This is a genomic window from Patescibacteria group bacterium (assembly GCA_018896215.1).
Taxonomy (GTDB): domain Bacteria; phylum Patescibacteriota; class WWE3; order 0-14-0-20-40-13; family 0-14-0-20-40-13; genus JAHINB01.
Genome location: JAHINB010000020.1, coordinates 1 through 23,397, shown reverse-complemented (window position 1 = coordinate 23,397; position 23,397 = coordinate 1). Strand labels below are relative to the sequence as shown.

16 protein-coding genes and 10 tRNA genes are annotated in these 23,397 nt (G+C 41.0%); 10 read left to right on the top strand and 16 right to left on the bottom strand.

Annotation, left to right across the window (positions count from 1 at the left end):
- Nucleotides 1-13 precede the first annotated feature (13 nt).
- The 3 genes from KKF75_04035 (at nucleotide 14) to cofE (ending at nucleotide 2,567) form a co-directional block, all read left to right on the top strand.
- Nucleotides 14-664 (top strand): hypothetical protein, encoded by a 651-nt coding sequence (locus KKF75_04035; GenBank protein MBU4381351.1) that lies wholly within the window; start codon nucleotides 14-16, stop codon nucleotides 662-664.
- A 588-nt stretch (nucleotides 665-1,252) separates the two neighbouring features.
- Nucleotides 1,253-1,594 (top strand): hypothetical protein, encoded by a 342-nt coding sequence (locus tag KKF75_04030; protein MBU4381350.1) that lies wholly within the window; start codon nucleotides 1,253-1,255, stop codon nucleotides 1,592-1,594.
- Nucleotides 1,595-1,757: 163 nt separating this feature from the next.
- Entirely contained in the window at nucleotides 1,758-2,567 is an 810-nt protein-coding gene (gene cofE, locus KKF75_04025; protein ID MBU4381349.1) for a coenzyme F420-0:L-glutamate ligase, read from the top strand.
- 371 nt (nucleotides 2,568-2,938) lie between these two features.
- Here cofE and KKF75_04020 read toward each other — a convergent pair whose 3' ends face one another.
- From KKF75_04020 to KKF75_04010, 3 genes are all read right to left on the bottom strand, one after another.
- Entirely contained in the window at nucleotides 2,939-3,835 is an 897-nt protein-coding gene (locus KKF75_04020; GenBank protein MBU4381348.1) for a transposase, read from the bottom strand.
- A gap of 295 nt (nucleotides 3,836-4,130) precedes the next feature.
- Nucleotides 4,131-4,547, bottom strand: coding sequence for an NUDIX domain-containing protein (locus KKF75_04015; GenBank protein MBU4381347.1), 417 nt, complete (start codon nucleotides 4,545-4,547; stop codon nucleotides 4,131-4,133).
- Between the two features lie 11 nt (nucleotides 4,548-4,558).
- Nucleotides 4,559-6,118: a B12-binding domain-containing radical SAM protein gene (locus KKF75_04010; GenBank protein ID MBU4381346.1), complete on the bottom strand. Its 1,560-nt coding sequence runs from the start codon at nucleotides 6,116-6,118 to the stop codon at nucleotides 4,559-4,561.
- Nucleotides 6,119-6,338: 220 nt separating this feature from the next.
- On the opposite strand from KKF75_04010, the gene KKF75_04005 reads away from it, so the two are divergent.
- The 5 genes from KKF75_04005 (at nucleotide 6,339) to KKF75_03985 (ending at nucleotide 16,469) form a co-directional block, all read left to right on the top strand.
- On the top strand, nucleotides 6,339-6,677 hold the full coding sequence (locus tag KKF75_04005; protein ID MBU4381345.1) for a hypothetical protein: 339 nt from the start codon (nucleotides 6,339-6,341) through the stop codon (nucleotides 6,675-6,677).
- A 566-nt stretch (nucleotides 6,678-7,243) separates the two neighbouring features.
- Complete coding sequence (locus KKF75_04000) at nucleotides 7,244-14,338, top strand: hypothetical protein (GenBank protein ID MBU4381344.1); 7,095 nt, start codon at nucleotides 7,244-7,246, stop codon at nucleotides 14,336-14,338.
- A gap of 28 nt (nucleotides 14,339-14,366) precedes the next feature.
- Nucleotides 14,367-14,771, top strand: coding sequence for a phage holin family protein (locus tag KKF75_03995; protein ID MBU4381343.1), 405 nt, complete (start codon nucleotides 14,367-14,369; stop codon nucleotides 14,769-14,771).
- Nucleotides 14,761-15,000, top strand: coding sequence for a preprotein translocase subunit SecG (locus tag KKF75_03990; GenBank protein MBU4381342.1), 240 nt, complete (start codon nucleotides 14,761-14,763; stop codon nucleotides 14,998-15,000). The genes KKF75_03995 and KKF75_03990 overlap by 11 nt, the downstream gene beginning before the upstream one ends.
- A 2-nt stretch (nucleotides 15,001-15,002) precedes the next feature.
- Nucleotides 15,003-16,469, top strand: coding sequence for an ABC transporter substrate-binding protein (locus tag KKF75_03985; GenBank protein MBU4381341.1), 1,467 nt, complete (start codon nucleotides 15,003-15,005; stop codon nucleotides 16,467-16,469).
- Here the strand turns inward: KKF75_03985 and KKF75_03980 are convergent.
- The 5 genes from KKF75_03980 to KKF75_03960 form a co-directional block, all read right to left on the bottom strand.
- Nucleotides 16,449-18,068, bottom strand: coding sequence for a transglutaminase domain-containing protein (locus tag KKF75_03980; GenBank protein MBU4381340.1), 1,620 nt, complete (start codon nucleotides 18,066-18,068; stop codon nucleotides 16,449-16,451). The genes KKF75_03985 and KKF75_03980 overlap by 21 nt on opposite strands.
- Before the next feature lie 10 nt (nucleotides 18,069-18,078).
- On the bottom strand, nucleotides 18,079-18,906 hold the full coding sequence (locus KKF75_03975) for a peptide chain release factor N(5)-glutamine methyltransferase (protein MBU4381339.1): 828 nt from the start codon (nucleotides 18,904-18,906) through the stop codon (nucleotides 18,079-18,081).
- Between the two features lie 88 nt (nucleotides 18,907-18,994).
- Nucleotides 18,995-19,070, bottom strand: a tRNA-His gene (locus tag KKF75_03970).
- Between the two features lie 2 nt (nucleotides 19,071-19,072).
- Nucleotides 19,073-19,149: transfer RNA gene (locus KKF75_03965), tRNA-Val, on the bottom strand.
- 99 nt (nucleotides 19,150-19,248) lie between these two features.
- Nucleotides 19,249-19,323, bottom strand: a tRNA-Gly gene (locus KKF75_03960).
- 179 nt (nucleotides 19,324-19,502) lie between these two features.
- Here KKF75_03960 and KKF75_03955 point away from each other — a divergent pair.
- Together KKF75_03955 and KKF75_03950 are read left to right on the top strand one after the other, a co-directional pair.
- Nucleotides 19,503-19,578, top strand: a tRNA-Arg gene (locus KKF75_03955).
- A gap of 154 nt (nucleotides 19,579-19,732) precedes the next feature.
- A tRNA-Lys gene (locus KKF75_03950) sits at nucleotides 19,733-19,807 on the top strand.
- Between the two features lie 147 nt (nucleotides 19,808-19,954).
- Here the strand turns inward: KKF75_03950 and KKF75_03945 are convergent.
- The 8 genes from KKF75_03945 to KKF75_03910 form a co-directional block, all read right to left on the bottom strand.
- Nucleotides 19,955-20,947: a flippase-like domain-containing protein gene (locus tag KKF75_03945; GenBank protein MBU4381338.1), complete on the bottom strand. Its 993-nt coding sequence runs from the start codon at nucleotides 20,945-20,947 to the stop codon at nucleotides 19,955-19,957.
- A complete protein-coding gene (locus tag KKF75_03940; GenBank protein MBU4381337.1) occupies nucleotides 20,926-21,972 on the bottom strand; it encodes a tRNA-dihydrouridine synthase in 1,047 nt (348 codons plus the stop codon). Before KKF75_03940 ends, KKF75_03945 begins: the two co-directional genes overlap by 22 nt.
- A 25-nt stretch (nucleotides 21,973-21,997) precedes the next feature.
- Nucleotides 21,998-22,073, bottom strand: a tRNA-Pro gene (locus KKF75_03935).
- Between the two features lie 142 nt (nucleotides 22,074-22,215).
- Nucleotides 22,216-22,302: transfer RNA gene (locus KKF75_03930), tRNA-Leu, on the bottom strand.
- Nucleotides 22,303-22,317: 15 nt separating this feature from the next.
- Nucleotides 22,318-22,394 (bottom strand) — tRNA-Tyr (locus KKF75_03925).
- A gap of 83 nt (nucleotides 22,395-22,477) precedes the next feature.
- Nucleotides 22,478-22,553 (bottom strand) — tRNA-Phe (locus KKF75_03920).
- 186 nt (nucleotides 22,554-22,739) lie between these two features.
- A tRNA-Leu gene (locus tag KKF75_03915) sits at nucleotides 22,740-22,826 on the bottom strand.
- 109 nt (nucleotides 22,827-22,935) lie between these two features.
- Nucleotides 22,936-23,397, bottom strand: a 462-nt coding sequence (locus KKF75_03910; protein MBU4381336.1) for a hypothetical protein, incomplete at its 5' end; no start/stop codon positions are given.

Genomic DNA, 23,397 nt, shown 5'->3' with positions numbered 1-23,397 from the left:
AGTAACATTAAATATGAAATTAGAAGTTAAATACTCTATCGAAAAAGATGCGCAAACATATATAGATTATATTTTTAATTTTAAATCCTTTAGACACGGTCGCGGTAATATCCAAGAAAATCTTTTATCAAAGCTTGATCTGCCTTTGCAAGTCATTCTAAACTCTGCAAAAAACGACCAAGAAGCTTTTAGCAAAACCCGAGATTATCTCGAACAAATTTACAGCCCCAATAAAGAAGTAATAGTCGATAGTATTACAAAGCTTAAAAATGTGTGGGATAGAATTGGGGATTCGTTAATTTATTCATTAGAATTTTTATATAAAAAACCGTTTCCTTTTAAGGAAGCAGCCGCGTATATAACAACAAACTTTATTTTTCCTTACAACTACAAACAAAAGTATTTTTTTGTAAATTATAAATATCTGTCTTCCCAATTAAATACTATAAAACACGAGCTAAACCATTTTATGTTTTACTATTATTATCCAGTTATCAAAAATCTTGATTTAGAAAAATATGAGCTACTTAAAGAATCTATAACTTTTTTTTCCAACCCAGAACAGGAAGGAAAACCAAACGAAAAACCTTTGCGTGACTTGTATAAATCCAAAATTTGGAATTCTTTAGACGAAGCTATTGTTGAGGCAACAAAGCTACTATAAGTATCTTGTAACTTAAGAGAAAGAAAGGAGGTGATACCAGTGATCGCAAGTACGCTACCCAGAATCGTTGTCTTGAGCGATCAAAAAGGCGACGAATGCGACAGGGAATGCGATTGCATTGAACTGTGCGATTGCGATTCTTGCGACTGTCACGACTGTGACTGCGATGTTTGTGACGACTAAACGGCGAGACAAAAAGAAAGGAGGTGATAAGCATGCTACCCGGAGTCGTTGTTTTGGGTGGTCAGAGCAACGAATGTGACTGGGATTGTGACGAATGTGACGACGGATGTCATGACTGTGTCGAAATGTGTGATTCGTGCGACGAATCCAAATAAAACAGGGAGTAGGCGTTTCGTCACAGATTCAGACTGGCTTGTCTAGTATGTATTTATAAAACTAGACAAGCCTTTATTCTTTTTTATGGTTATATATAGCAAGTTCAAAACAAAATGTCGTATTTTTGTTTGTTTTGAACATTGATGTATAGCTTAGTCGCTTGTCAAAATGTTATTTTAAGAAAATAACATTTTGAATTTTGAATTGGATTAGCTATATAAACACACTAAAAATTTTAAAAAAAGCTTTTTGCATATATCAGACGAAAAAAGACAGTGGTATAAAGATCATGGAATTGTCTATTTTGAACCAACTCAAGAACGAAAAAATTGGTTAGAAAACTGGCTAAAGGTAACTACACCTCCAGTTATAGAATGCACTCCAGACATTATTTGCTATTGGAGATATTTTGGTACTTGGGGTGGGTATTGTCTTGAGGACAAATACATTACAGTATGTCCTTACCAAATAGAGAGGGCCGGGGGTTTGGAATTGGTTATTCGTCACGAAATTGCACATATATTACACCCAGAAGCCGAAAAAATGGCACATGAGAAGAAAGAAAAATATATTGAAAGCCAACCCCAATAATTTAACAAATAACCCACGCAAACTATAAATTTTTATGTGTAGACACATAAAAATATGTAGCGCTTTCGCTAAAGCGAAATATTTTAGTATTTTTTCTTAAATCTTGTTATGGGTTGCAAAAGGTTGACTTTGGTTAGGGGAAAAGTTACTGTAACCTAAGATTATGAAAAATCTTTATTCCATTACACTTATTGCAATTCCGAACATTCCCTTAATTAAAGAAGGTGATGATATTAGTGCCATAATTTTAAAATGTGCCAGTGACGCTGGCATTGCTTTTGAGAACCAGGATGTGCTTGTAGTGACTTCAAAAATTATATCTAAAGCGGAGGGGCGTCTGGTATCTCTTGTTTCTATCACACCCTCAGCAAAAGCATTTGAAATTGCTCGAGAAAGTGGCAAAGATGCACGAATTATAGAACTAATGATGCATGAGTCGCAGATTCTTAATGTAAAACCTGGGGTAGTAGAAACGCTTCACAACCTTGGCTTTATCTGCACGAGTGGAGGTATTGACCGTGCTAACACCGCAAAGCCAGAAGAAGAAAAGGTAAGTTTATTGCCACTTAATCCAGATAAAAGCGCCAAAAAGATTAGCGATGCAATTGCCAAGTCAACTGGTAAAAAAGTAGGTGTGGTTATTAACGATTCATTAGGTATTAGATATCGGGTCGGTTCCATCGGACTTGCAATTGGTGTTGCAGGCATGCCCGCCGTTCTTAGAGGAGCGGTTGATGAAGTTGATCTTTATGGTAAAAAACGAAATGTAAACATCTCCTTTGCCGATGAAATATCTGCAGCGGGCTCTCTTTTAATGGGTCAAAGTAAAGCGGGGTTACCTGTAGTTCTTATCCGTGGTTTCAAGTATCCCGATAAGGATGGCAAGCTGTCCGACCTTATTGCCACAGAGCAACTAAAGAACGATATGCGTGGTATAGATTCCCACCTCGTTTTACTCGGTGAAAATATGTAACGCTTTCGCTAAAGCGAAATATTTTAGTATTTCTTCTTAAATCTTGTTATAATACAAACACTAATCTCAAAATGCACTTTAGGAGGTGTATTGTGAAGACAAACACGATTTTCTGTGCTCTCGGTAGGCGACTACTCGCCATTATAGCTTCGATCCGCAGACCTCGTTGGTGGCAGTATCCAATGCCTCCAGAAACACCATCAACGCCGTTCGACAGCCGTACGGAGACTCGCCAGGCGACAAATTGGCGATGGGAGTGACAGCTTCCGTACTATAGGATTTAACCACAATCCAAAATTGTGGTAGAATGGAGGCATCGAAATCAATCGTGCTCGGGGCTCGAGGGTAGCGTTCACTTTTTGGTGGGTGATTTAGAACAATTTAGGTAACAAAACCTCATCTTTTTTAGTCTTCTCAAGCGAGCAAAATCCATTAAGTTTTTTAAACATTCCTTTGCAGTCTGTGAACTTAGAAAGTCCCCTCTTAAGGAAGTATGCATTAAGCCAGGTTTTAGCACTTTTAAACGATGAAAATCTCCGTAAACTATCTGTTCTTGATTTTAAATGGGAGTTAAATCCCTCAATTAGATTGGTGGTGTTTGGGGCATATTCAAACTTATGATAATGATAATTTGTTAATTCTTCTCGTCTTCTTAAAATATCACTTAACCAAAAAATGTATTTCTCATCATTCGTATAAATTTTACTTATTCTTACAACCTCAAAAAACAACTCCGGGAGACAGAGCCTATTTTCAAATATCCCGTTTATTTCAAGATAAAAATCTAAATACTTCTTGCTTGTTTTTAATCCTAAATCATCTTGAATATTGCTTCGGTAATGTTTAAGGCAGGTTTGGATAACTACATCTGGAAAGATATATCTAGCCGATCGTTTTATATTGTTATTATCATCACAAACCAAATATCGTAAGTTGTATCCTAACAGCTCTATGTGTTTAAAGAACACCAGATAGGCTTGGTAACTTTCAGAAGGAACAAGGGCAAAGTGTGGTATATCGTGGGTTAAGAAATCTACTCCATAAATAGCTGGGATTTTGTTTTTATACCCTTTAACATTTACATAAGTTCCATCAACTTCCAGTAACCCACTGAATTTACTTACATTACAAAACTCTCCCGTTATATCCAAATTAGATGGAAGCTGATTTAAAAATACTTTGACCGTTTTATATACCAACGACCCCACACAGCCTAACTGTTTTCCAATCTTTCTAAAGGAGATTCCATCAAGATACCAGTTAGCCATTTCCTTTGATGATGGTTTACCAAATGAATAGTTTTTAGAGAAAGTTTTGTTGCACTCCTTGCAAAGATATCTCCTCACAGAACCTCGTTTTTGATGTTTAATTACAAACTCACTTTTAAGACAAAAAGGACACCTTGGATGTTTAGTTTTTTTTAGTCATAGAGGTCATTTTAGGGGAAAAACAGGAGTTTTGCTTGTATTGAAGATTAAAAGAGGCTATTTCACCCACCATTTTTTGAACGCTACCGGGCTCGAGCATAAACCCTCAACTAGTTTAAAAATTTATGTTTAACAATCATTCCGTGGTAAGCTTAACAGCCCCCACAAGAAATTCTGGATAATTTCCTGATGTTAAAATATCTTTGACGCAAACCCATTTATAAGAGTCGTGTTCTGCGCTTAACCGCACCTTTCCAGAGCTGTAGCTACATAGATAATTTATGCCTGTAAGTTGAAAAGAATTATTTTTGGTAAAAGTCCATGCCTCTAAAATACGACCCACGGTAACATCTAAGCCTGTTTCTTCCAGAATTTCCCTTTCTAGCGCTTCTTTAAGTGTCTCCCCAAAACTTATCCGTCCACCAGGTATATCGTATGAATTAGGATTTATATCTTCCTCACTACTTTTATGCAAAATTAGAAACTTGTCATTCCTTTTTATTAGGGCCTTCACGGCCACACCAAACTCTTTTCTGTTTTTATGCGTTTTCATAGGTGCGTTTATCAAATTATGTATTTGTTCCTCCCTGTATCGTATTCTAGTTTCCCCTGCAAGTAAAGGGTATCTGTTTTTTCTGAAATAGTTTTCCAGAAGCTCTTGTTCAATTGTATTTGGTTGTAAACATATTTGGTAACAACATTCTCTTCTACACCACTAGAAACCATTTTTAATATCGTACCGAAAATATAAAGGTCTAACTTCTTTACTCTAATACACAACGATAGAAATTGCGGTCTTAAGCCTTTAGGAACGACCTTTGGTGCTGATAAGGGATCTATGACTTTATCTCTTAGCGCAGTATTATTCATAGCCCAAAGTTTTAAACTTCTAAAGACTATAGCTACTTTTTTGTTGATTGGTTCGTAAATATAATTTGATCCCGATTTATACTTGATGACATCCTTCTTAACAAACATCTCTGTGATAGGTGTGCCCTCCGCAAGGAATAAAGAGGAAAAAATGCCTTTAGTAATGCTGTCCTTATTGGCAACTAAAAAACGGTAATCTGCTACTAAAGATTCCATATCGGTAAGCGGATTAAAAAGAATAAAACCCATTTGTATATATACCCCAAGCTTTCGTGAAATATCTAAAGCTATACAATTTTGGTCAACAGTCGTTCCTTTATTAAAGAGATTCAAAGATTTTTGATTTCCAGATTCTACCCCAACACTAGCAGAATACAATCCAATCCGCACAAGTTTTCCAATTCTTTCTTCTACCATATCGTTAGCTCTTGCCGAAATTCTGAACTCTATATTCAATTTTTTCTGTCTAACGAACTTACAAAATTTATCAACTCTCAAATCCGTATCTACTGGAGAAAAGAAGTTATCGTCCACAAATTTGAAAGAGCGTATATCGTGTACTTTATTTAGCAAACAGATCTCCTCAACTATATTTTCTACACTACGAGATCGCCACTTTTTTCCAGGACACAGTTTATAGAAAGAATTTATACTACAAAAAGAACAGTTTCCATAACACCCTCTACTTGCAGAAATATGTGCTGGGGTTTTCTTTTTCTTTACAATATTTATATAATCCCTACAGGGAAACGGTAGACTGTTTAAATCTCTTATTAGAGTGCGTGGGCTGTTTTTGATAACAGTACCATTCTTATCTAAATAAATTAATCCTCGTGTTTTTTTCCAATCTTTTTTTGCGCTTAAAGTCTTGTATAAATCAAAAATTGTAAGTTCACCTTCGCCAAAACACACCGAATCTATATTTATGCAAGATTTTAAAACTTCTTCTGCAGAGAAGGTTGGTTTGTAACCACCTGTGGTCAAATGTACATCGGGAAAAATGGTCTTTATGGATTTCGATAAATAACATCCAGAAGAAAAAGAGTCCATTGACATTGAAAGACCCACTAAAATAGGTTGTTTCACTTTCCTAAGCATTTCAAGAATCTTTTTATTTTCTAGATTGCATAACCACGCGTCTATGTACACAACTTCTATTCCCTTGCTTCTCAAGAAAGATACGATATATTCAGCACCCAAATTCTCTTCTGTTGTTCTATGCGTATCTGCCCGTGGACAAATTATTATCACCATAACAAATAAAAACTACTCGAGGCTCAAAACTATTGTGCAAAGGTAGGATGCGTGAATAAGATCTTTCGGATTAGTAGCCAATTTGAAGTTTATATCAGGAACCTTAAAACCCCTAACAATAGGACAAAATTCATCGGGCTTATATGCGCTTTTGTTCAGAATTCTTCTGCTAACACAACCACCCCTACACGAATTTACAAATTTACACTTAGCACACTCTTTGGGAAAACTTATAGTGGCTTTCGTAAAAATATCTGACACTTCGGGAGTGGGATCTAAATATACACACTCTGAGATTGTAAGATCTGGGTGGATTCTAACAGAATGTCTACATGGGGATGCGAATCTCTGTTACAAGAGAATTTTGGAGAGAACCAGAAAGAAATCTGGATACAATCTTCCGGCAACAACGGAAACGCAAGAGCAGTTGCAGAAGTGCTTGAGACAGTACATCACATTGAGTGGGCAACTGAAAAATGTAGTATTGCTCGACGCAAACTTACCGACAGCTATCAAGGTAAAGGCGATCATGGGTGCTATGAAAGACTATAGAATTTGACGGGGAGACAACCTAAGTGGTATAATAAAGGCATATTGAGCGGAAGTTTGGCTCAAAAACGAAAGCCCACGGACAGGCGGTCCGTCTCGGCTAAAATCTCAAAAAATGCATCTTAAGGAGGTGCATCATGAAGAAAATCTTTGGTCGACTCACTCTCATCGTCGTCCTGGCGTTTGTGTTGCTGGGCGTGGGAACCCCCGCAAACACCACTGTCGCCGCCCCCACCACACCCACAAAAGTGTGGTTCCCGCTCGTTTTTGATGTTAGCATACGACATTACGTTTACGCGTATGGCATGTTTCCAAACTCCACTTGCGCCTTGGATTACGGGGTCGATCCCTGGCGTGGCGACTGCTTTAAGTGTGACCTCACGGTTTATTGTCGTTTCTCTTGCTCTGACAATGTCTTCTATCTCGAGACTTGGGATGGTAGTGATTGTGCTGGCTGTAGCACCATCCCATAAACGATGCTCTCGTTCAGTATAATCCTTAAGTGGAGAAACACTGGACGGGAGCAACTTCTTTCTAGTTGATTTTACATCCTTACCTATCTATAATATACAATGTATGGTTTTGTCCCAAATCTCGAGCTACTCTTGCTACCTTAAAAAATTCAAGGGGTTGTGTGTTTTTATTTTTATCTTGCTTTGTTTTTTTGCAGTCTCATCTACTGCTACAATGGCATGTACTTATGACAGTTTCGCGTATGACATGTTTCCAAACTCCACTTGCGCCTTGGATTATGGAGCAGATCCTTGGTATGGTGATTGTTTTAAGTGTGACCTCACGGTTTATTGTCGTTCCTCTTGCTCTAACAATGTCTTCTATCTCGAGACTTGGGATGGTAGCGATTGTACTGGATGTAGCATCCCAGCTTCTTGTTCCTACAGCTCCTGCAATTCGGTTGATAACTGTGTAGTAAATGAAAATCAACCACTTTGTTCCGGTGGCGGTTGTGCGTGCTATAGCAATCTTTGTACGCTAAGTAGCGAATGCAAGAGACCCAACCTCACTTGCAATTCGGTTGTTTTATCTCCCGCCAATCCCTACCTCAACCAAACTCACACTACAAGCGTAACGATAAATAATATCGGATCGGCGTACGCCGGAGCATCTTCCGGCGACATTTTTTTGGATTGCAACCCCCAAACTTCCAGTTGTTCTTATGTATCTCGTATTCCCGTAGATGGAATTATGAAAGGGTTTAGTGCGACAAAAACATTCAGTGGATTAACAGTCTCCACAACAGGTTCACATACTTACTATATAAAGGTTGATTCCACTAATGCCATTACCAACGAAAAAAGCGAAGCGGACAACTTTTGTTCTGCTCCATTCACCGTCTGTAACAACTCGCCTCCTCCCGCTCCAACATTTACCGCCTCATCTTGCACAGAAGATACCACACCAACTTGGACTAGGGGATCTTACTCGTATAGTGGATATTGTAACGCTATTAACAAAACCAAAATAATCAAAAGCTGGGGAGGAGTTACCGAATATTTTAATAGCGAGCTAACTTCGTGGACCTCTGCCTTGGACAGAACAAGTGGCGATTCCATTCAAGTTTGCTACAGCAATAATGGCGGTACTACCTACGGAACCTGCTCCGACAGTGCTACAGTAGGGATAGACGCGACCCGCCCCTCTGTATCTAATCTCTACCCAACCCCGGGAAGCGCGGTTTGTACAAATGACACGACCCCAAGCTGGGTATGGAGTATAAGCAATTCGGGTTGTTTTACCGCAAACGGGACGGAACTAGACACCAGCTGGGACAGCAATAACGCAGTTTATGGTAGGGTGATTTCCGCCTTTACTCAAAGTTCCTCCTATCCCCTGCAACCCGATGGCAATTACTCTATAAAAGCACGGTATAAAGAAAGCACCTCTTTATGGGGATCCTGGTCTGGAGATTCTGTTTACACAATTGACACTTCGCATCCGACAATAGGGGTTATAAACGCCACCCCAACCTGCGCCAACCCCGGAAACAGCGACGGATCAGTAGCACTTTCTTGGAGCGGTTCGGACACGGGATGCGGAAATTCTTCTCTTTCTTATTCGGCAAGCAATATTGATGAGATAAACGCTACAACTTACTCCTTCTCCACAACAAAAACGGTTACAGGTCTGTCCGCGGGGAGCCACTCCGTTTGGATATACGCAAGAGATTCGGTCGGAAACATCGGGGCGAAAGAGCAGTTTTTTACAGTAGCTACCTGTATTGTCTCAACACCAAATTTATTGCTATCGGCAAACCCAACCTCCAGAACCATTTATCAAGGGGATACTACTACTTACGATATAAACTTTACCGGAACAAATGGCTGGAGTACAGCGATAACCCCAACTGTTTCGGTAACGGCTCCCGTGGGAGCAACTAAACCCACATATTCATTTAACACAAACTCTTTCGTTCCTCCGGCAAGCCCTGGAACAAATAGAACACTTTCCATCACAAACTCAACGAGCGCAACCCCTGGAGGTTATGCATACAGGATAAGAGCAGATGCCACTCACTATGTGGATATAGCTCTAACGATTAAGGCAAAGATAAAATCCTGCGGGGTTTCTCCCGCCCCGAGTTCAATCACAACAGCCCAAACTTCCAGGCTAACCGGCTCTTTCTCGTCCGATGATTTATCCATGCCAGTAACCTACAACTGGAATCCTCTGGGAGTTGGAGATCCCGTGGGAAGTTGGAATCCCGTAACGGGAAACCCTTCAACATGGACTCCTCCTAATATTTCCAGCGCCCAATCGTTTAATTTAGGACTTAAAGTTTACGAAACAGCCAACTCGGCAAATTACGCAACCTGCACTGGGGGTATAACAGTAACGCCAGCGCTCACGCCAGCCTACTCTATGTCAGCAAGCCCGACAACTCGTTCTATAGGTCAAAGCGCCACTACAACTTACGAAATTACTTATACCCCTTCTGGTGGATTTAGCGGTAATTTAAGTCCAACCTGCTCCGTTGCCGGATCTTCTTCATCAAATAAACCAACCTGCTCTTTGGCAATAGCCTCTGGGTCTTTGACACCGCTTTCTGCCCTAGCAAAGCAAACTTTAACTGTCGCGACAAATGCCAACACTCCAAAACTAGATTACACCATAACAGTTACTGGAGACTCCACGCATTCAACCAGCGTAACTTTAACCGTGGGAGACCCTCCTTCCTGTTCCCTTTCGGCAAGTCCCACTAGCGTGCCTCCGGGAGGAGTATCCACTATTACAGCAACATCATCAGGAGGGGTAGGAGGTTTAACTCCAACCTGGTCTAGTAGTGGAGGAACCTTAAGCGGTACTTCTTTATCTGGAGCCACTTGGACTGCCAAAAACGCCTCATCCGTTAATCTTCCCAGTGGAACTTATGATGTTAATCTTAAGGTCACGGATGGCAATGGCGTCTTTGCTAACTGTACTACACCAGTAACGGTGATTTCTGTTGCAACTCCCGACTACACCATGACCGCGAAATGGGACAGCACCAACACTACACTGCGCGAAATCTACACTTGGTATCCTGCGCAAACTCTTACCGCAACTCTGACTCCACTCAACGGTTGGACAAGCAATGTGACTGTGTATTGTGCTGTTGATAACGGAGGATCTTGCTCTCCCGCCTCGGCAGTGGTTGCTGGAGCCAGCGGAACAGCGAGATTTAGCGTCAGTTTTCCCGGAAGGGGATCCTATAATGTAAGGTTGTCAACTGACGAAGGCAAAACGGCCAATTTAACTCTCATAGTGTCACAGTCTCGCGGATGCGTTATCAGCTCCACTAACCTGTCTGGAATGGATCCCTACGCCCGAGACTATTTAGATCTAAAAGCCACGGTAACAGGCATCACTAACCCAACATACACTTGGTCAGCCAGCGCCGGATCGTACAGCAGTACCGCATCGGCAACTCCTCGCTGGACAGCGCAGTCGGGAAATACAGGACTTCCGGGAACGGATTATGATTTAAATCTATTAGTTTCTGGGGTGGAAGGAAGCGCCAGTTGCGCCAGCGTCGCTCATGTTAAAAACTACACATTTTGGATCAATCCAACCAGCGTTTCCGTAGAGCAGGGAGGGTCAAAAACGACATTGGGAAGAACCGCCGATCAAGTTCCATCTACAAGCTATAACTTCTCTCTTTCAGTGGGATTTGGTTTGATTGGATGGCAAAGCACCGATCCAGGATCTAGTGTTTGGTGGCCAGCAAACGCAACCGGCAACCCCCCTAGCGGTATAAGCGTTAATTACTCTCCATCTTCCTGCACCCCCGATTGCAACTCCACAATCACATTTTCCGCCGGGAGTAGCGCCTCTCTTGGAACTTATTATTTGATGTTCCAAACCAGCGCCACCTCTCCAGCCTTAAGCAAACCGATTCCCCATTCGGCTTGGCTGACTTTGCAAGTAATCCCCCCAACAGCGATTCCAGATTTTTCTGTTTCTCTCTCTCCAACTTCTCGTTCTGTAGTGCAGGGTTCATCAACAACATATACCGCAACCTTTACAGCTCTAAATGGTTGGTCAACCTCTATTACTCCATCTATTTCTGGATGTCCAGCTAACGCTACTTGTACAATACCCAATACAGCTTTTGTTCCTTCGACATCCGGGACGGCAAAAACTGTTTCTGTCGCCACCACCGCTTCAATAGTGGTTGGGTCGTACACATTAACAATAAATGGCGATGCCGCACATTCTGCCAATGTCAGTTTGGTTATTACTCAAGCTAATCGCGCCCCAACATGTTCCATCACCGCACCTCCAAGCCCTGTTATTGTGGGTTCTGCTAATACCGCGCAAGCCACAGCTTCCGATCCCGACGGAAACCCTATCAGCTATACTTGGACATCTTCCGCAGGCAGTTATTCCAACACTACAACTAACCCCACAACCTGGACTGCTCCACCAGTCGCCTCAAGTCCAGACATTAACCTGACTGTATCCGATGGTTCTCTCACAGGAACCTGTACTAAACCCATTACTGTTGTCAACGCTCCGGATTTTTTGATGTGGGCTTCTCCTGCATCGGCATCAGTGACCAAAGGATCGCGTTCTTCGCATCTGGTAATGTATGAATCCATTGATGGATGGAATAGCGCTTTGTCTCCAACTTGTTCGGTCTCGGGAACATCTGCCAACAAACCAACTTGTACATTATCTTTGCCATCTGTTACCCCCCCCGGAGCGCAAACTTTAACCGTTTTTACGGTTTCTCAAACTCCCAATGGAACTTACACTATTACAGTAAATGCCAGCGGAACCCAATCGGGAACAACACGAACTCACTCCACTTCTGTAACGGTAACTGTAGGAGATGTTCCCTCTTGTTCTCTTTCAGCAAGTCCAACTAGCGTGTTTCCAGGAGGAGTATCTACCGTGACAGCAACAACGGCAGGAGGAGTGGGGAGTTTAACCCCGTCTTGGTCAGCCAGCGGTGGATCGTTGAGCGGTACTTCTTTAGCTGGCGCTACTTGGACGGCTAAGAACGCTTCATCCGTTAATCTTCCCAGCGGAACTTACGATGTGAGATTAACAGTAACGGATACCAAAGGAGTTTCTGGTGGATGTACCACGCCGATAACAGTTTCGAACGAACCAGATTTTTCTGTAAATATTGTGGAAAGTGCCATCGCAACCACAGAAGGGGTAAATGGATCGTTTAGCGTCAACCTACGAGATGGATCTTCTGACTGGACAGTAGCAGTTCCTTTGTCTTGCACGGTTTCTCCTGCAGGTCCCGTATGCAACCTAAACAAGTTATCGGAGATACCCTCCATAACCGCCTTGACCACTGGAACAATATCCAACACGGCAGGAAACTCCGGAGCATATACTATTACAGTAACTGCAGGACCTTCTACTCAAAGTGGTTATACAAGAACGCACGCAGATTCTGCAGGTCTTACAATTGGAAATGGTCCTGACTTTACAATGACCGTTGCGCCTGCTACAGCTTCTGTTGACAAGGGACAGGGCTCTTCCTATACAATCTCTTATGTCTCGGTAAATGGATGGAGTACTGCTTTGTCTCCAACCTGTTTGGTATTAGGATCTTTGCTAAATAAACCGACCTGCTCTTTATCACCAGTTTCGATAACTCCCACAGGAACACAAACACTAACAGTTACAACAGCTCTGGCAACTCCTAGTGGGACTTACACCATTACGGTAACTGCAACTGGAACCCAATCTATAACTAGAACCCACACGGTATCTCCTCAAATTACTGTTCTTGCGCCAATCTCTTGTTCTGTAAGCCCGCTTACATTTAGTGTTATTACAGGCCAAACTTACTCCTCTCTTACAGGAACTGTGTTGGGCAATGTACTTGGAGTTGTTCAATACTCCTGGGGTGCTCTTGGTCAATTTTCGAACGCTACAGGCGCTGTAACCAACTGGACGGCTAAAAATTCCTTTGGGGCCAATCTTGCAATTGGAAGCTATGGTTTACAACTTACGGTTACCGATTCCGTGCGTCCAATACGAACAAGTACCTGTCCAACAACAGCAACTGTTGTAGCGGTAACAGGATCGATTAGCGGAACTGTTTATTACCAGCCAGATCAAACCAGTTGCTCCACAAGCGGAGCGTCTTCCTTTTCGGGAGCTCCAGTAACTTTAGTGCCTGCGTCTGGAAGTACTCAAATAACAACCTCAAACCCTTCTTACTCTTTTAGTAATCTACCACTTGGCGACTACACGGTATCTCTAACACCTCCAGCCGAAAAAACGGTTACCTCATCGTGTGGCGGTTTAGCAAGAGCAGTTACCCTTACAGACGGTTCCAATAAAACAGTAGATTTTGTCTTAAATGATTTAGTTCCCGCTCCCTGGTTCCAGGTTTACGGGGGCGATGTCAATGTCAACGGTCAAACCGCTATGGACGACCTTCCACCAAATAAGTACTTTTACGCCACAGCAAACAATGTTTCTACCATAGTTGGATCATTCACTAATATTGGAAGTCAAGCCTTTGGCGTTTTAACTACCCAATCATTTAGTGGATCAACACCTGATGATTTATTTGTTCCCTCAAGTAGTACTGGATGGAGCATTTTTGGATCGGGTGCAAAACCTATTTCCTTTCCGGCGCTTTTTGATCCCAACAAAAGCTTTGGGCTACTGGAAGATTCAGCTACAGCAACATCCAACATAGGAGATTTATCAAAAGGTGGAATTTATAAGCCAACTTCGTCCGTTTCGTCTTTAGGAAACTCGCTTAAAAATTATAAAATTAATGGAACAAACCCCGCTGTGGCGGTAATACTTTTTAATGGAGACTTAACAATAAACGAGAGAATAAATAAAAGTTCCTCTTCTTCCTCTAATACAACTTTAATACTTGTAATAAACGGCAATTTGGTTGTTTCCAAAGATGTTGATTTAATAGAAGCTACGGTAATTGTTGTGGGAAACAATACTACTATTGTTGATGGGGAAACGGGAGCAAATGATGGCAGAGATAAAACTCTTACAATAAGCGGGGGGTTGTATTCTAGCGGGGATATTTTAATTAATCGAGATATGAGCAAAGTTCCGGGGAATGGGAATTTGGATCCGGTGCTTTTGGTGATTTACGATCCCTCGCCATTGGTTTTAAGCTCGCAACGAGAGCTTAAAGAATTTAAGACCAGCTGGGTGGAAATTCGCAACTAAATACTGTATACTTCCTTAGCCTATGTTTATGAAAACAATTCTCAAGAGAATTTTTGTTTCGGTCATTGCAATTTATGCCTGCTCTCTTTTGGTATCAGGTTTAAGCTTTGACAACAACATTAAAACCCTGCTTCTTGCTGGCGCGGTTTTTTCCCTGCTCAATTTAATTTTGCGACCCGTTTTAAAACTGGTAATGTTGCCCATAAACTTTATTACCTTGGGAACAATTTCCTGGATAATTGGCGTTTTTATGCTTTATCTTACGACCTATTTGGTTTCGGGATTTACTGTTTCGGCGTTTGAATTTGGCGGATTTTCCTCAAACGGCTTTAGGGTTCCCAACGCCTCTTTAAATGTTTTTTGGACAGTAACACTATGTTCGTTTATTATCAGTTGGTTATCTAGAATTGTTATGTGGTTGTTTGAAAACTAATTTAATGTTTTTTCCAGCACTTTTAATTACATCACTACAGATTTTATTGTCTCTCTTGCTCATAACCCTCATCATCCTTCAAGGTGGCGGAGCTGGTTTATCCTCATCTTCGGGATACGCTAATTATTTTGCCACCAAACGAGGCTTTGACCGCTACATCTTTTTTGCTACCATCGCTGTTGCCATTGCCTTTGTTGCAGTATCCACAGTTTCCGTGTTTATCAAATAAAAATGCTGGCTGTTGCGACCGTACTTTATTCCATTTGGATTTTTTTTAAATCATTGATAGTTCCTACATTATACATAGAGGGGGTTGTAGGTCCGGTACGAAGCATCTACCCACCACAAAGCACTACAGACGCTGAAAAAACTATTGTGAGTTTGGTCTACCGCGGTCTTTACAAATATGACGACAAAGGAAACTTGGTTTCCGATCTAGCCAAAACGGTAGAGGTGGGAGATGACGGACTTTCTTATACGGTGACAATCAGTGAGAATAATTTTTGGCACAACGGCGATCCAATTACTGCTGACGATGTTTTGTATTCCGCCTCATTATATTCCAGCCTTAGTGAAATTAGAATTGACAGAGTGAGTGATACGGCAGTTAAGTTCATCCTTCCCAATAAGTTCTCACCATTTTTATCTATTCTTACATTTCCATTAGTCTCCTCAAAGGATAGTAACAAAGTCTCTGATTTGTATGTTAATGGTTCCGGTGACTTTAGGGTTATTAAAGTATCTCGAACAAAAGATGGAGTCTCTCAAATTGTTCTATTTCACCAGAAACAAGCTAGCTTATATACTAGCAACCCTGCTTATAAATTAAATAAAATAGCCTTTAGAGTTTACAAGTCGGATACTGACCTGCAAACTGCTTATAAACTTGGAGAAATTGACGGGTTTTTTGCCAGACAAGAATTTAATTTTCATGGAATGCATAAAATTAGCACTCCAATCTACGGTCGTTATTTTGTTTTGCACTTTAATACCTCCAAAGAGCCTTTCTCTGATAAAGACTTAAGAAAAAAACTAGCCAAATCTATCGATTTAGATTACCTGCAAAAGACTTTGCTTAAGGATAAAGTGGTAAAAACCGATGGGGTAATCAGCAATAGTTGGGTTACAAAAAAAGATTTAGCGTCTTTAGATTACGATCCCAACCAAAGTCCCGAAACCACTGTTGTAAAGTCGTCTCTTTCGTACTCTAATTCCAAAGAACTTTCTCTTGTGGCCAATTACATTGTCCAGGAAGCCAAAAAGTTAAATCTGGAAATTGAATTAAACCCTTTAACACCCGCAGAAATCAACAATCTGATCAGCACAGAAAGGGATTACGATTTAATTTTGCTAGGAGAAGAAGTAGGACACGATCCCGACAGATATGTCTTTTGGCATTCTACGCAACAGCAGTACCCAGGACTTAACCTATCGCAATTCTCTAATATTAGAGTGGATAAAGCCTTAGAAAAAGGTCGCGAAGAAACCGATCCCGAACAAAGATTAGAGCACTACAGCATTTTTCAAACCGTAATCAACGAAGAGGTACCGGCGTTATTTTTATATCATGAAGTTTATTATTATAATATGAGCGACAAAATTAAAGCTCCGTTAATTGATGATCTTTATTATCCCTGGGAACGATTAAGAGACTTTGTTAAATGGGAATACCAAATGTCAGGTATGGGGGCGGAGTAGCTGAAATGCTAAAATTACCAAGCTCACGCACAGGGCAACAGCCACAAAAATTCCTAAAATTTCAATAGCTTTAAGGTTGGTATTGGTATTTAGATTCTTAATTAAACTTTCGTTGGGGTTCCATTCGCTATTGGTTGCAAAACTAATATTGACTTTTTTAGTCAAATCATTGGCGCTTCTAAAATATCCTGGAGGAAGGGGGTTTGTAGAGTCTTTTCCTTTAATTACTAGACTAACATGGTTGGAATCAAAATTGTTAAAGTAGTCTAATCCCGAAGTGGCTCCCCAAGTAGGGTCTATTGGTATCCAACCATAGGAAGGATCGTAAAATTCCACCCAAGAGTGTAAAAAATCGTCTTCTTTATTATAAAAAACCGAAAGTGGCTTTTTGGATAAATCTTTAGAATAAGCAAAGCCATCGATCTCTCGTGCAGGAATGCTCAAAGCGCGCAACAGGGCAATTGTTAAGTCGCTAAATTCCATACAAACCCCCTTCTTGATTTCCAGCGTTTTGACAGCGCCAAGACGAAGAGAATTTCCTAAAGATTGTTTTGTGGAATCGTAAGTTATATTCTGGGTTACAAAGTCAAAAACACTTTTAGCTTTTTCTAGATTAGACTCTTTTGAACTTGCTAATTCTTGAGCAACCGCTTTAATGTCCGGGTCATCTACCTCCCAGAAAGGCAGTGGTTTTGTGTATTCTTGGATATTGCCAGCCGACATCCGCAAGATTTTTAAGGAGTCTTTTTGATCTATGGGATGATTAATTACCTTGATTAATCCCGAAACTTTTACAATTTGCGTAGATTTTTCTTTAACTTTGATTACGGCTTGGGTGTTTCCATCGGAGTCAAGATAAATATCTTTTGGAATTGGTGTAATTTTTTTTACGATGACCTCCTGACGACTGGCAATAATTGGGGGGAGTGTAATAACCCTATCTTGGACAAATACCGTGGGATTCTCTAAATCGTATGTTAAATCAAAGTTATATATTTGGTAGTTTCCAAAAAAGACCACCATTGCGACGGTATAATAAGACTCATTCGCGAATGTTAAACTATTTTTACTTGTGTCTAGCGTGTAAGGCGCTGGAGAGGCAAAGCTTACTTCTCCAAAATAGTTAGGATACACAACGGTAATTTGATAGCTTTGGTATTCCGACAACCGCTTGACTTTGGGAATGTAAATTTCTCTAATTAGTCCATTATTTTCCAAAGACTCCAAAGTTTTAAATGAAACAGTATAAGAAAAACTATTTTCCTTTCCCACAATAGGTTCGGTAAAGTTTATCTCTATATCACGACCACTTGTACCCGTAGTGGTTTGAAAATCTAAAGATTTATTTTGCGAAGAAACTTTTACATCCCAAATATCATTAAACCCAGTTTTAATAAATTGACTGCCTAAAACAACGCTTTGCTTTAAATTGGTAACAGTATTAGTAATGGCAACTTGTGTATACTCCGAATTGGTATAATCGTACACAGCGCTTACTGAAACTTCAAAGGAGACATCGCCTTGAGCAAAAGCGTTGACTGGTTTAATAGAAAAAACCAAAACAACGATAAGTAGGCTAGTTACTAATCGATAAAGCATAATCCTCCCATTATCTCATAAATTCCTCGATTTTGAGGTATCTCCATTTCCCGAATTGGTCTTTGTGAAAAGAGAAGTCGCGTCTCTTGGATCTCTCAAGTAACTTAAGCTTCCTCTCAATCAAAACTTTTTGATCATCCCCAAACTCTAAATACAAAATACCATTTGGTTTTAAGTATTTGGTGAATCCCCTTAGGATTTTATTGATAAAAAACATCCCATTGTCTTTGGCAAAAAGGGCTTCTTTGGGTTCAAATTTTAGGTTTTTATCAAACTTGCCGTTGGGGTTGACATACGGCGGATTGCAAAAAATACAATCGTATCTTCTCCCCTTTAGACTCGAGAATAGATCTGACTTGATAAGGGATAATCCCTGTAAGGGATTATCCCTAATCGAACGGGGATCGCCCCTTATGAGATTTAGTTTTAAATTTATTTCCGTTTGTTTAAGAGCGTTATCGTCTATATCTACAAAATCAACTGAGACATTTGATAAGTGTTTTAGTAACGCTATTCCAATACACCCCGACCCACAGCATAGGTCTAAGGCTTTAACCATGCGGGTACTACCCGAATCGGGTAGTACCCGATTTTTTCCTTTTATGGCTTGGTTTACCCAATATTCGGTTTCGGGACGGGGAATCAGCGGTCTTAAAGAAAGATCAATAACACAACCTAAAAATTCGGTTTTACCAATTACATAAGCCACAGGTTCTCCTTGTTCAAGGCGTTTGATGTCAAATGTTTCTTCTGGTAAGGGTAAACGCTGATTTAAAAGAATTTCTGCCTCTGTCCAGTGATATTTTTCTTTAAGCAACCAGCGGATTTCTTTTTGCATAAACTAAATAGCCCTACTTCGCTCGCCATAGGCGGGCTACGAAGGGCATAAGAAAATGTAACCCACCTTCGGTGGAAACATTTTCTAATGGGGTGGGTGATGGGATTCGAACCCACAACCTCTTCCTTCACAGGGAAGCATTCTAACCATTGAACTACACCCACCATGGTGGGTTCATCAGGACTCGAACCTGAGACCTCTTCGATGTAAACGAAGCGCTCTAACCAACTGAGCTATGAACCCGTGGAGCGGCGGACCAGATTCGAACTGGCGACCTTCTCCTTGTCCCGTAAAATGTGCTGAACTTTTGTGAAGCACTAATTTTACGCGATCCCGTTAACTTGGAGCGATGGAAGGGATTTGAACCCTCAACCTCCTCCTTGGAAGGGAGGCATTCTACCATTGAACTACCATCGCCAACAAATCTTTATTGCACATTCACGGGATTCTCAAAAAACTAGGTCGCTACGCTCCAAGTTTTTTGGGAGAAGGGAGGCATTCTACCAACTGAACTACCGCCGCATCTTTAAGCTTTTAGATTGTACCAAAATATATTATACTTACAAAGTCTTTGGGTGCTCACAAAGTCCCAACATGCGCCCGTAGCTCAACGGATAGAGCAATACCCTTCTAAGGTAGAGGTTGAGCGTTCGATTCGCTCCGGGCGCACCACTAGAAACTGTGGATACGAAGTATCGTACAGTTTCTTGTGCCCTCCGTAGCTCGCCTGTGGCGAGCGAAGGATGGGCTAAGCAAGTCCGCCGTCGCTAAAGCTTTGGCGGACATAAGAACATTTAAGCTCGCAAACTCGCTAATATGTTCTAATGGATCGCTAGCTCAATGGCAGAGCAACCGGCTCTTAACCGGTAGGTTCAGGGTTCGACCCCCTGGCGATCCACCACATAAAAATCTTGTCGAATTCGCCAAATTTATTTGGCGAATGAGACTAGAGTTTTACGTAGCCACGTTGAATTCGAACGAAGTGAGAATTCTTACGTGGCAGTGATTCTATATCAATATCGACAAGATTTAACGTGGTGCGGCCATCCTACCCCAATATTTTTTTCCTTCTGTTGATAACAAAGAGCGAAGTAAGCGCAAGCGCGAAAGGTACTAGATAAAAAACCGCTCTAAACAAAAGAGAAACTAGGAATGTTGTATTAAAGGGAACTCCCATAAATTTAAAGATTTCGGACATCGATGCCTCTTGAACCCCCAAGCCTCCTGGAATCATCGAAATAATTCCTGCCGATGCTCCAACCACCATCCCGCTAAAGATTGAAAAGCGACCCAAAGAAATATTAAAGGCTTTAAAACAGTAACCTAAAGCCAGAGACGCCGATCCATAATCTGCAATTACAATCAATACCAGTAGGGGAAAAATCCAAAATTTTTTGGTGGCGGATTTTATTCCGGTAGAAAGTACCAAATCAAAATTAGCAAATGATTCGCTTAATGATTTTTTGGAAAAAACTTTAAGAACTTTTTCTGTCCCCAAAAGAACGATTTTTCGTACTTGAGAAAAAAGCAAAACAATCGTTGCTAGACAAAAAATAATAAAAGAGGTGTAGGACAGAGCTACTAGAGTGTGATATTGCCGTGGAGATAATACATAGTTGTTAAAAATATGAATTAGGGAAAAAGGAATAAACGCGGTAATTCCAATCGTGTACAAATACATATGAAAAAGCGATGCCGCTATCACCAATCTTGCTTTGATATCGTATCTTTTAAGCATTACAATCCTTAAGGAAAATCCGGCAACTCCGCCAAACGCCATCAAGTTATTTATTACGATGGAGAGTATCGCGATTGGCAAAAGAGCAATGGTTTTTACTTTAATTTCAAAAAGTCGCGCCACCAAAACAAAACCTATCCCGGAAAACAAAATAGCCAGATAACTGTAAAAGGCAATTTGGGGTAAATAAGAAAGATCAGCGGTGTTTAGAATAGTAATAAACTGCTCTTTGTCTTTAAAGACAATAAAAAGCAATGTGGTGATTCCAATAATTTGTAGGATTAACCCTTTTTTATCGCGCATGAATTTAAGTCTACCACTTTTTGCACTTCGGCAAAATTATTACATTCCATAAGTTGCTGACGAATCTTATCCGCGCCATTAAAGTTATTTACATACATTTTAAAGAATTTCTTTAGGGCATCAAAATTTTTATAACAAGATTTAGAGAAATCCTCCGATAAATTACCCCGACCTAGTGTCGGGGGCGTTTCATACTCACTTGTGAGTATTGTGTTTTTTTCACAAAACAATTTAGTATGTTTAAGCAGGATATTAATTTTGTCTTGTGGTGAGTGTACTTTGGGAGTGGGGGATTTATCAAAAACCCAAGGGTCGGCAAAAATTCCTCGTCCAATCATAACCCCATCCACGCCATACTTTTGATGTTTTTCCACAACTTCTGCGTAGCTTTTTACATCACCATTACCAATAATTATTGTTTTGGGAGAGATTTTATCTTTTAACAAAACGGCTTTGGCGATTTCATCCCAATCAGCTGGTATTTTTGATTTCCCCCGAGCAGTTCGACCATGAATTATTAAAGCGTCAATTTTTTGTTCCAGTAAAAAGCGTATCCAATCTTCCGTTACAATAGAATCAAAGCCGATTCTTGTCTTAACACTGACAGCCATATTACCCGCACCTTCTCTCACTGCGGAGATAATCTCGCCAGTTAATTGTTTATTTTGAATAAGTGCCGAACCAGCTTCTTTTTTAATTACACCTCTATCGGGGCATCCCATGTTTATATCAACCCCATCAAATTTCAGATCTCTCACAATATGGGTTGCATTGTAGAGTAGATTTGGATTACTACCCCATATTTGTGCTACAACGGGGCGTTGTTTTTTGGAATAGAGAAGTTTTTTAATGCTATATTCGTAACCTTTGGATGAACAAAGACCGTCAGAGCTGGTAAATTCAGTGAAGATAACATCGGGTTTGGCAAGATCGCAAATTATTTCTCTAAAGACAAAATCTGTGACATCCTCCATGGGAGCAAGTACGGTAAAAGGTTTTGCAAGTTTTTGCCAAAAATTGGACATTACATGTATGTTATTTTACTAAGCGTGGTCGGGGATGTCAGGCTCGAACTGACGGCCTCCACGTCCCAAACGTGGCGCGCTACCAACTGCGCCAATCCCCGAATTCTTATGGCTGTGCCACGTTAAATCTTGTTGTGAAACTCGCCCCGAAATAATTTTCGCTTCGCTCAAATTAAACGGGGCACTCTAAAACTCTAGTTTCATTCGCCAAATTTATTTTGCGAATTCAACAAGATTTTTACGTGGTGCCGAGAAGAGGACTTGAACCTCCAAGGGCTATTCGCCCACAACGACCTCAACGTTGCGCGTCTACCATTTCGCCATCTCGGCTTGAATAATTTTGGATGGTCCTGAGGGTAGGATTCGAACCTACGAATAACGGTTTTACAGACCGCGGCCTTAGACCACTTGGCTACCTCAGGAGAACTTATAAAAACAGTCCTCCTACGCTAAAGCTACGGAGGACATAAGTCTTTGTAGTTTGCTTTGCGAACACAAAGACTAATGGTGGTGAGGGTGAGAATCGAACTCACATGGCTGGTTTTTCAGACCAGAGCCGTGACCAACTTGGCTACCTCACCAAAGTAATGGCTTATTTTAATTCAAAAAATACTCCCCTACAAGTACACAATCTGTGTGGCCGCGCCACGTTAAATCTTGTTGTGAAACTCGCCCCGAAATAATTTTCGCTTCGCTCAAATTAAACGGGGCACTCTAAAACTCTAGTCTCCCCCGACCTAAAGTCGGGGATCGACAAGATTTTTACGTGGTGGGCAAAGAGGGAGTCGAACCCTCACGTCTTTAAAGGACAATGGATTTTAAGTCCATCGCGTCTGCCATTCCGCCACTTGCCCATTAACCAAATAAAATTCCTCTAGATTTGCTTTCGCAAATCGAAGTCCATCGCGTCTGCTCCCGAACAAGTTTGCTACGCAAACTTTACGGGACGAAACAAAATGTATTTCACTTTGTGAAAACATTTTCTAACGCATTCCGCCACTTGCCCAATTGGTGTGTCTTTACAGTTTGGCTCGAACCTATTTTATCAAAAACTCCTGAACGAAACCAGACCAAGGAAGCCAGCCCCGCCACCGCTCGCTCCGCTCGCCACACCACAGAAAAATACTCTTTGCTCTTTTCATTGTGCGCGCGCCGGATTTCTTTTTCTCTTAATGAAAAGAGTATTTTTCTGCGGTGTTCTGCCTTCCAAGTATTCAGGCAGGTGGCGGGGCTGGCCTCATTTTGATTTCGCAAAGGAAAAGCGGAATTCCCCCCAAACCCCCCTTCCGCTTTTCCTTTGCTCAAACGGGACGGGAACGGAAGCAGGCGGGCAAAAATTCCTTCCCCCCAACCCCCTTCCTTTTTGCCCGCCTGCTTGGGCTTCGCCCCCAAAACTTTCGGACGGACGGATTTTTCGGCGGGCTT

Bases quoted from the DNA above. Each gene is read 5' to 3' on its own strand.
- KKF75_03985 (MBU4381341.1), top strand. From the start codon at position 15,003: ATGCTGGCTGTTGCGACCGTACTTTATTCCATTTGGATTTTTTTTAAA.
- KKF75_03995 (MBU4381343.1), top strand. From the start codon at position 14,367: ATGAAAACAATTCTCAAGAGAATTTTTGTTTCGGTCATTGCAATTTAT.
- KKF75_04035 (MBU4381351.1), top strand. From the start codon at position 14: ATGAAATTAGAAGTTAAATACTCTATCGAAAAAGATGCGCAAACATAT.
- KKF75_04020 (MBU4381348.1), bottom strand. From the start codon at position 3,835: ATGGCTAACTGGTATCTTGATGGAATCTCCTTTAGAAAGATTGGAAAA.
- KKF75_04000 (MBU4381344.1), top strand. From the start codon at position 7,244: ATGGTTTTGTCCCAAATCTCGAGCTACTCTTGCTACCTTAAAAAATTC.
- KKF75_03940 (MBU4381337.1), bottom strand. From the start codon at position 21,972: ATGTCCAATTTTTGGCAAAAACTTGCAAAACCTTTTACCGTACTTGCT.
- KKF75_03945 (MBU4381338.1), bottom strand. From the start codon at position 20,947: ATGCGCGATAAAAAAGGGTTAATCCTACAAATTATTGGAATCACCACA.
- KKF75_04015 (MBU4381347.1), bottom strand. From the start codon at position 4,547: ATGAAAACGCATAAAAACAGAAAAGAGTTTGGTGTGGCCGTGAAGGCC.
- KKF75_03975 (MBU4381339.1), bottom strand. From the start codon at position 18,906: ATGCAAAAAGAAATCCGCTGGTTGCTTAAAGAAAAATATCACTGGACA.
- cofE (MBU4381349.1), top strand. From the start codon at position 1,758: ATGAAAAATCTTTATTCCATTACACTTATTGCAATTCCGAACATTCCC.
- KKF75_03980 (MBU4381340.1), bottom strand. From the start codon at position 18,068: ATGCTTTATCGATTAGTAACTAGCCTACTTATCGTTGTTTTGGTTTTT.
- KKF75_04010 (MBU4381346.1), bottom strand. From the start codon at position 6,118: ATGGTGATAATAATTTGTCCACGGGCAGATACGCATAGAACAACAGAA.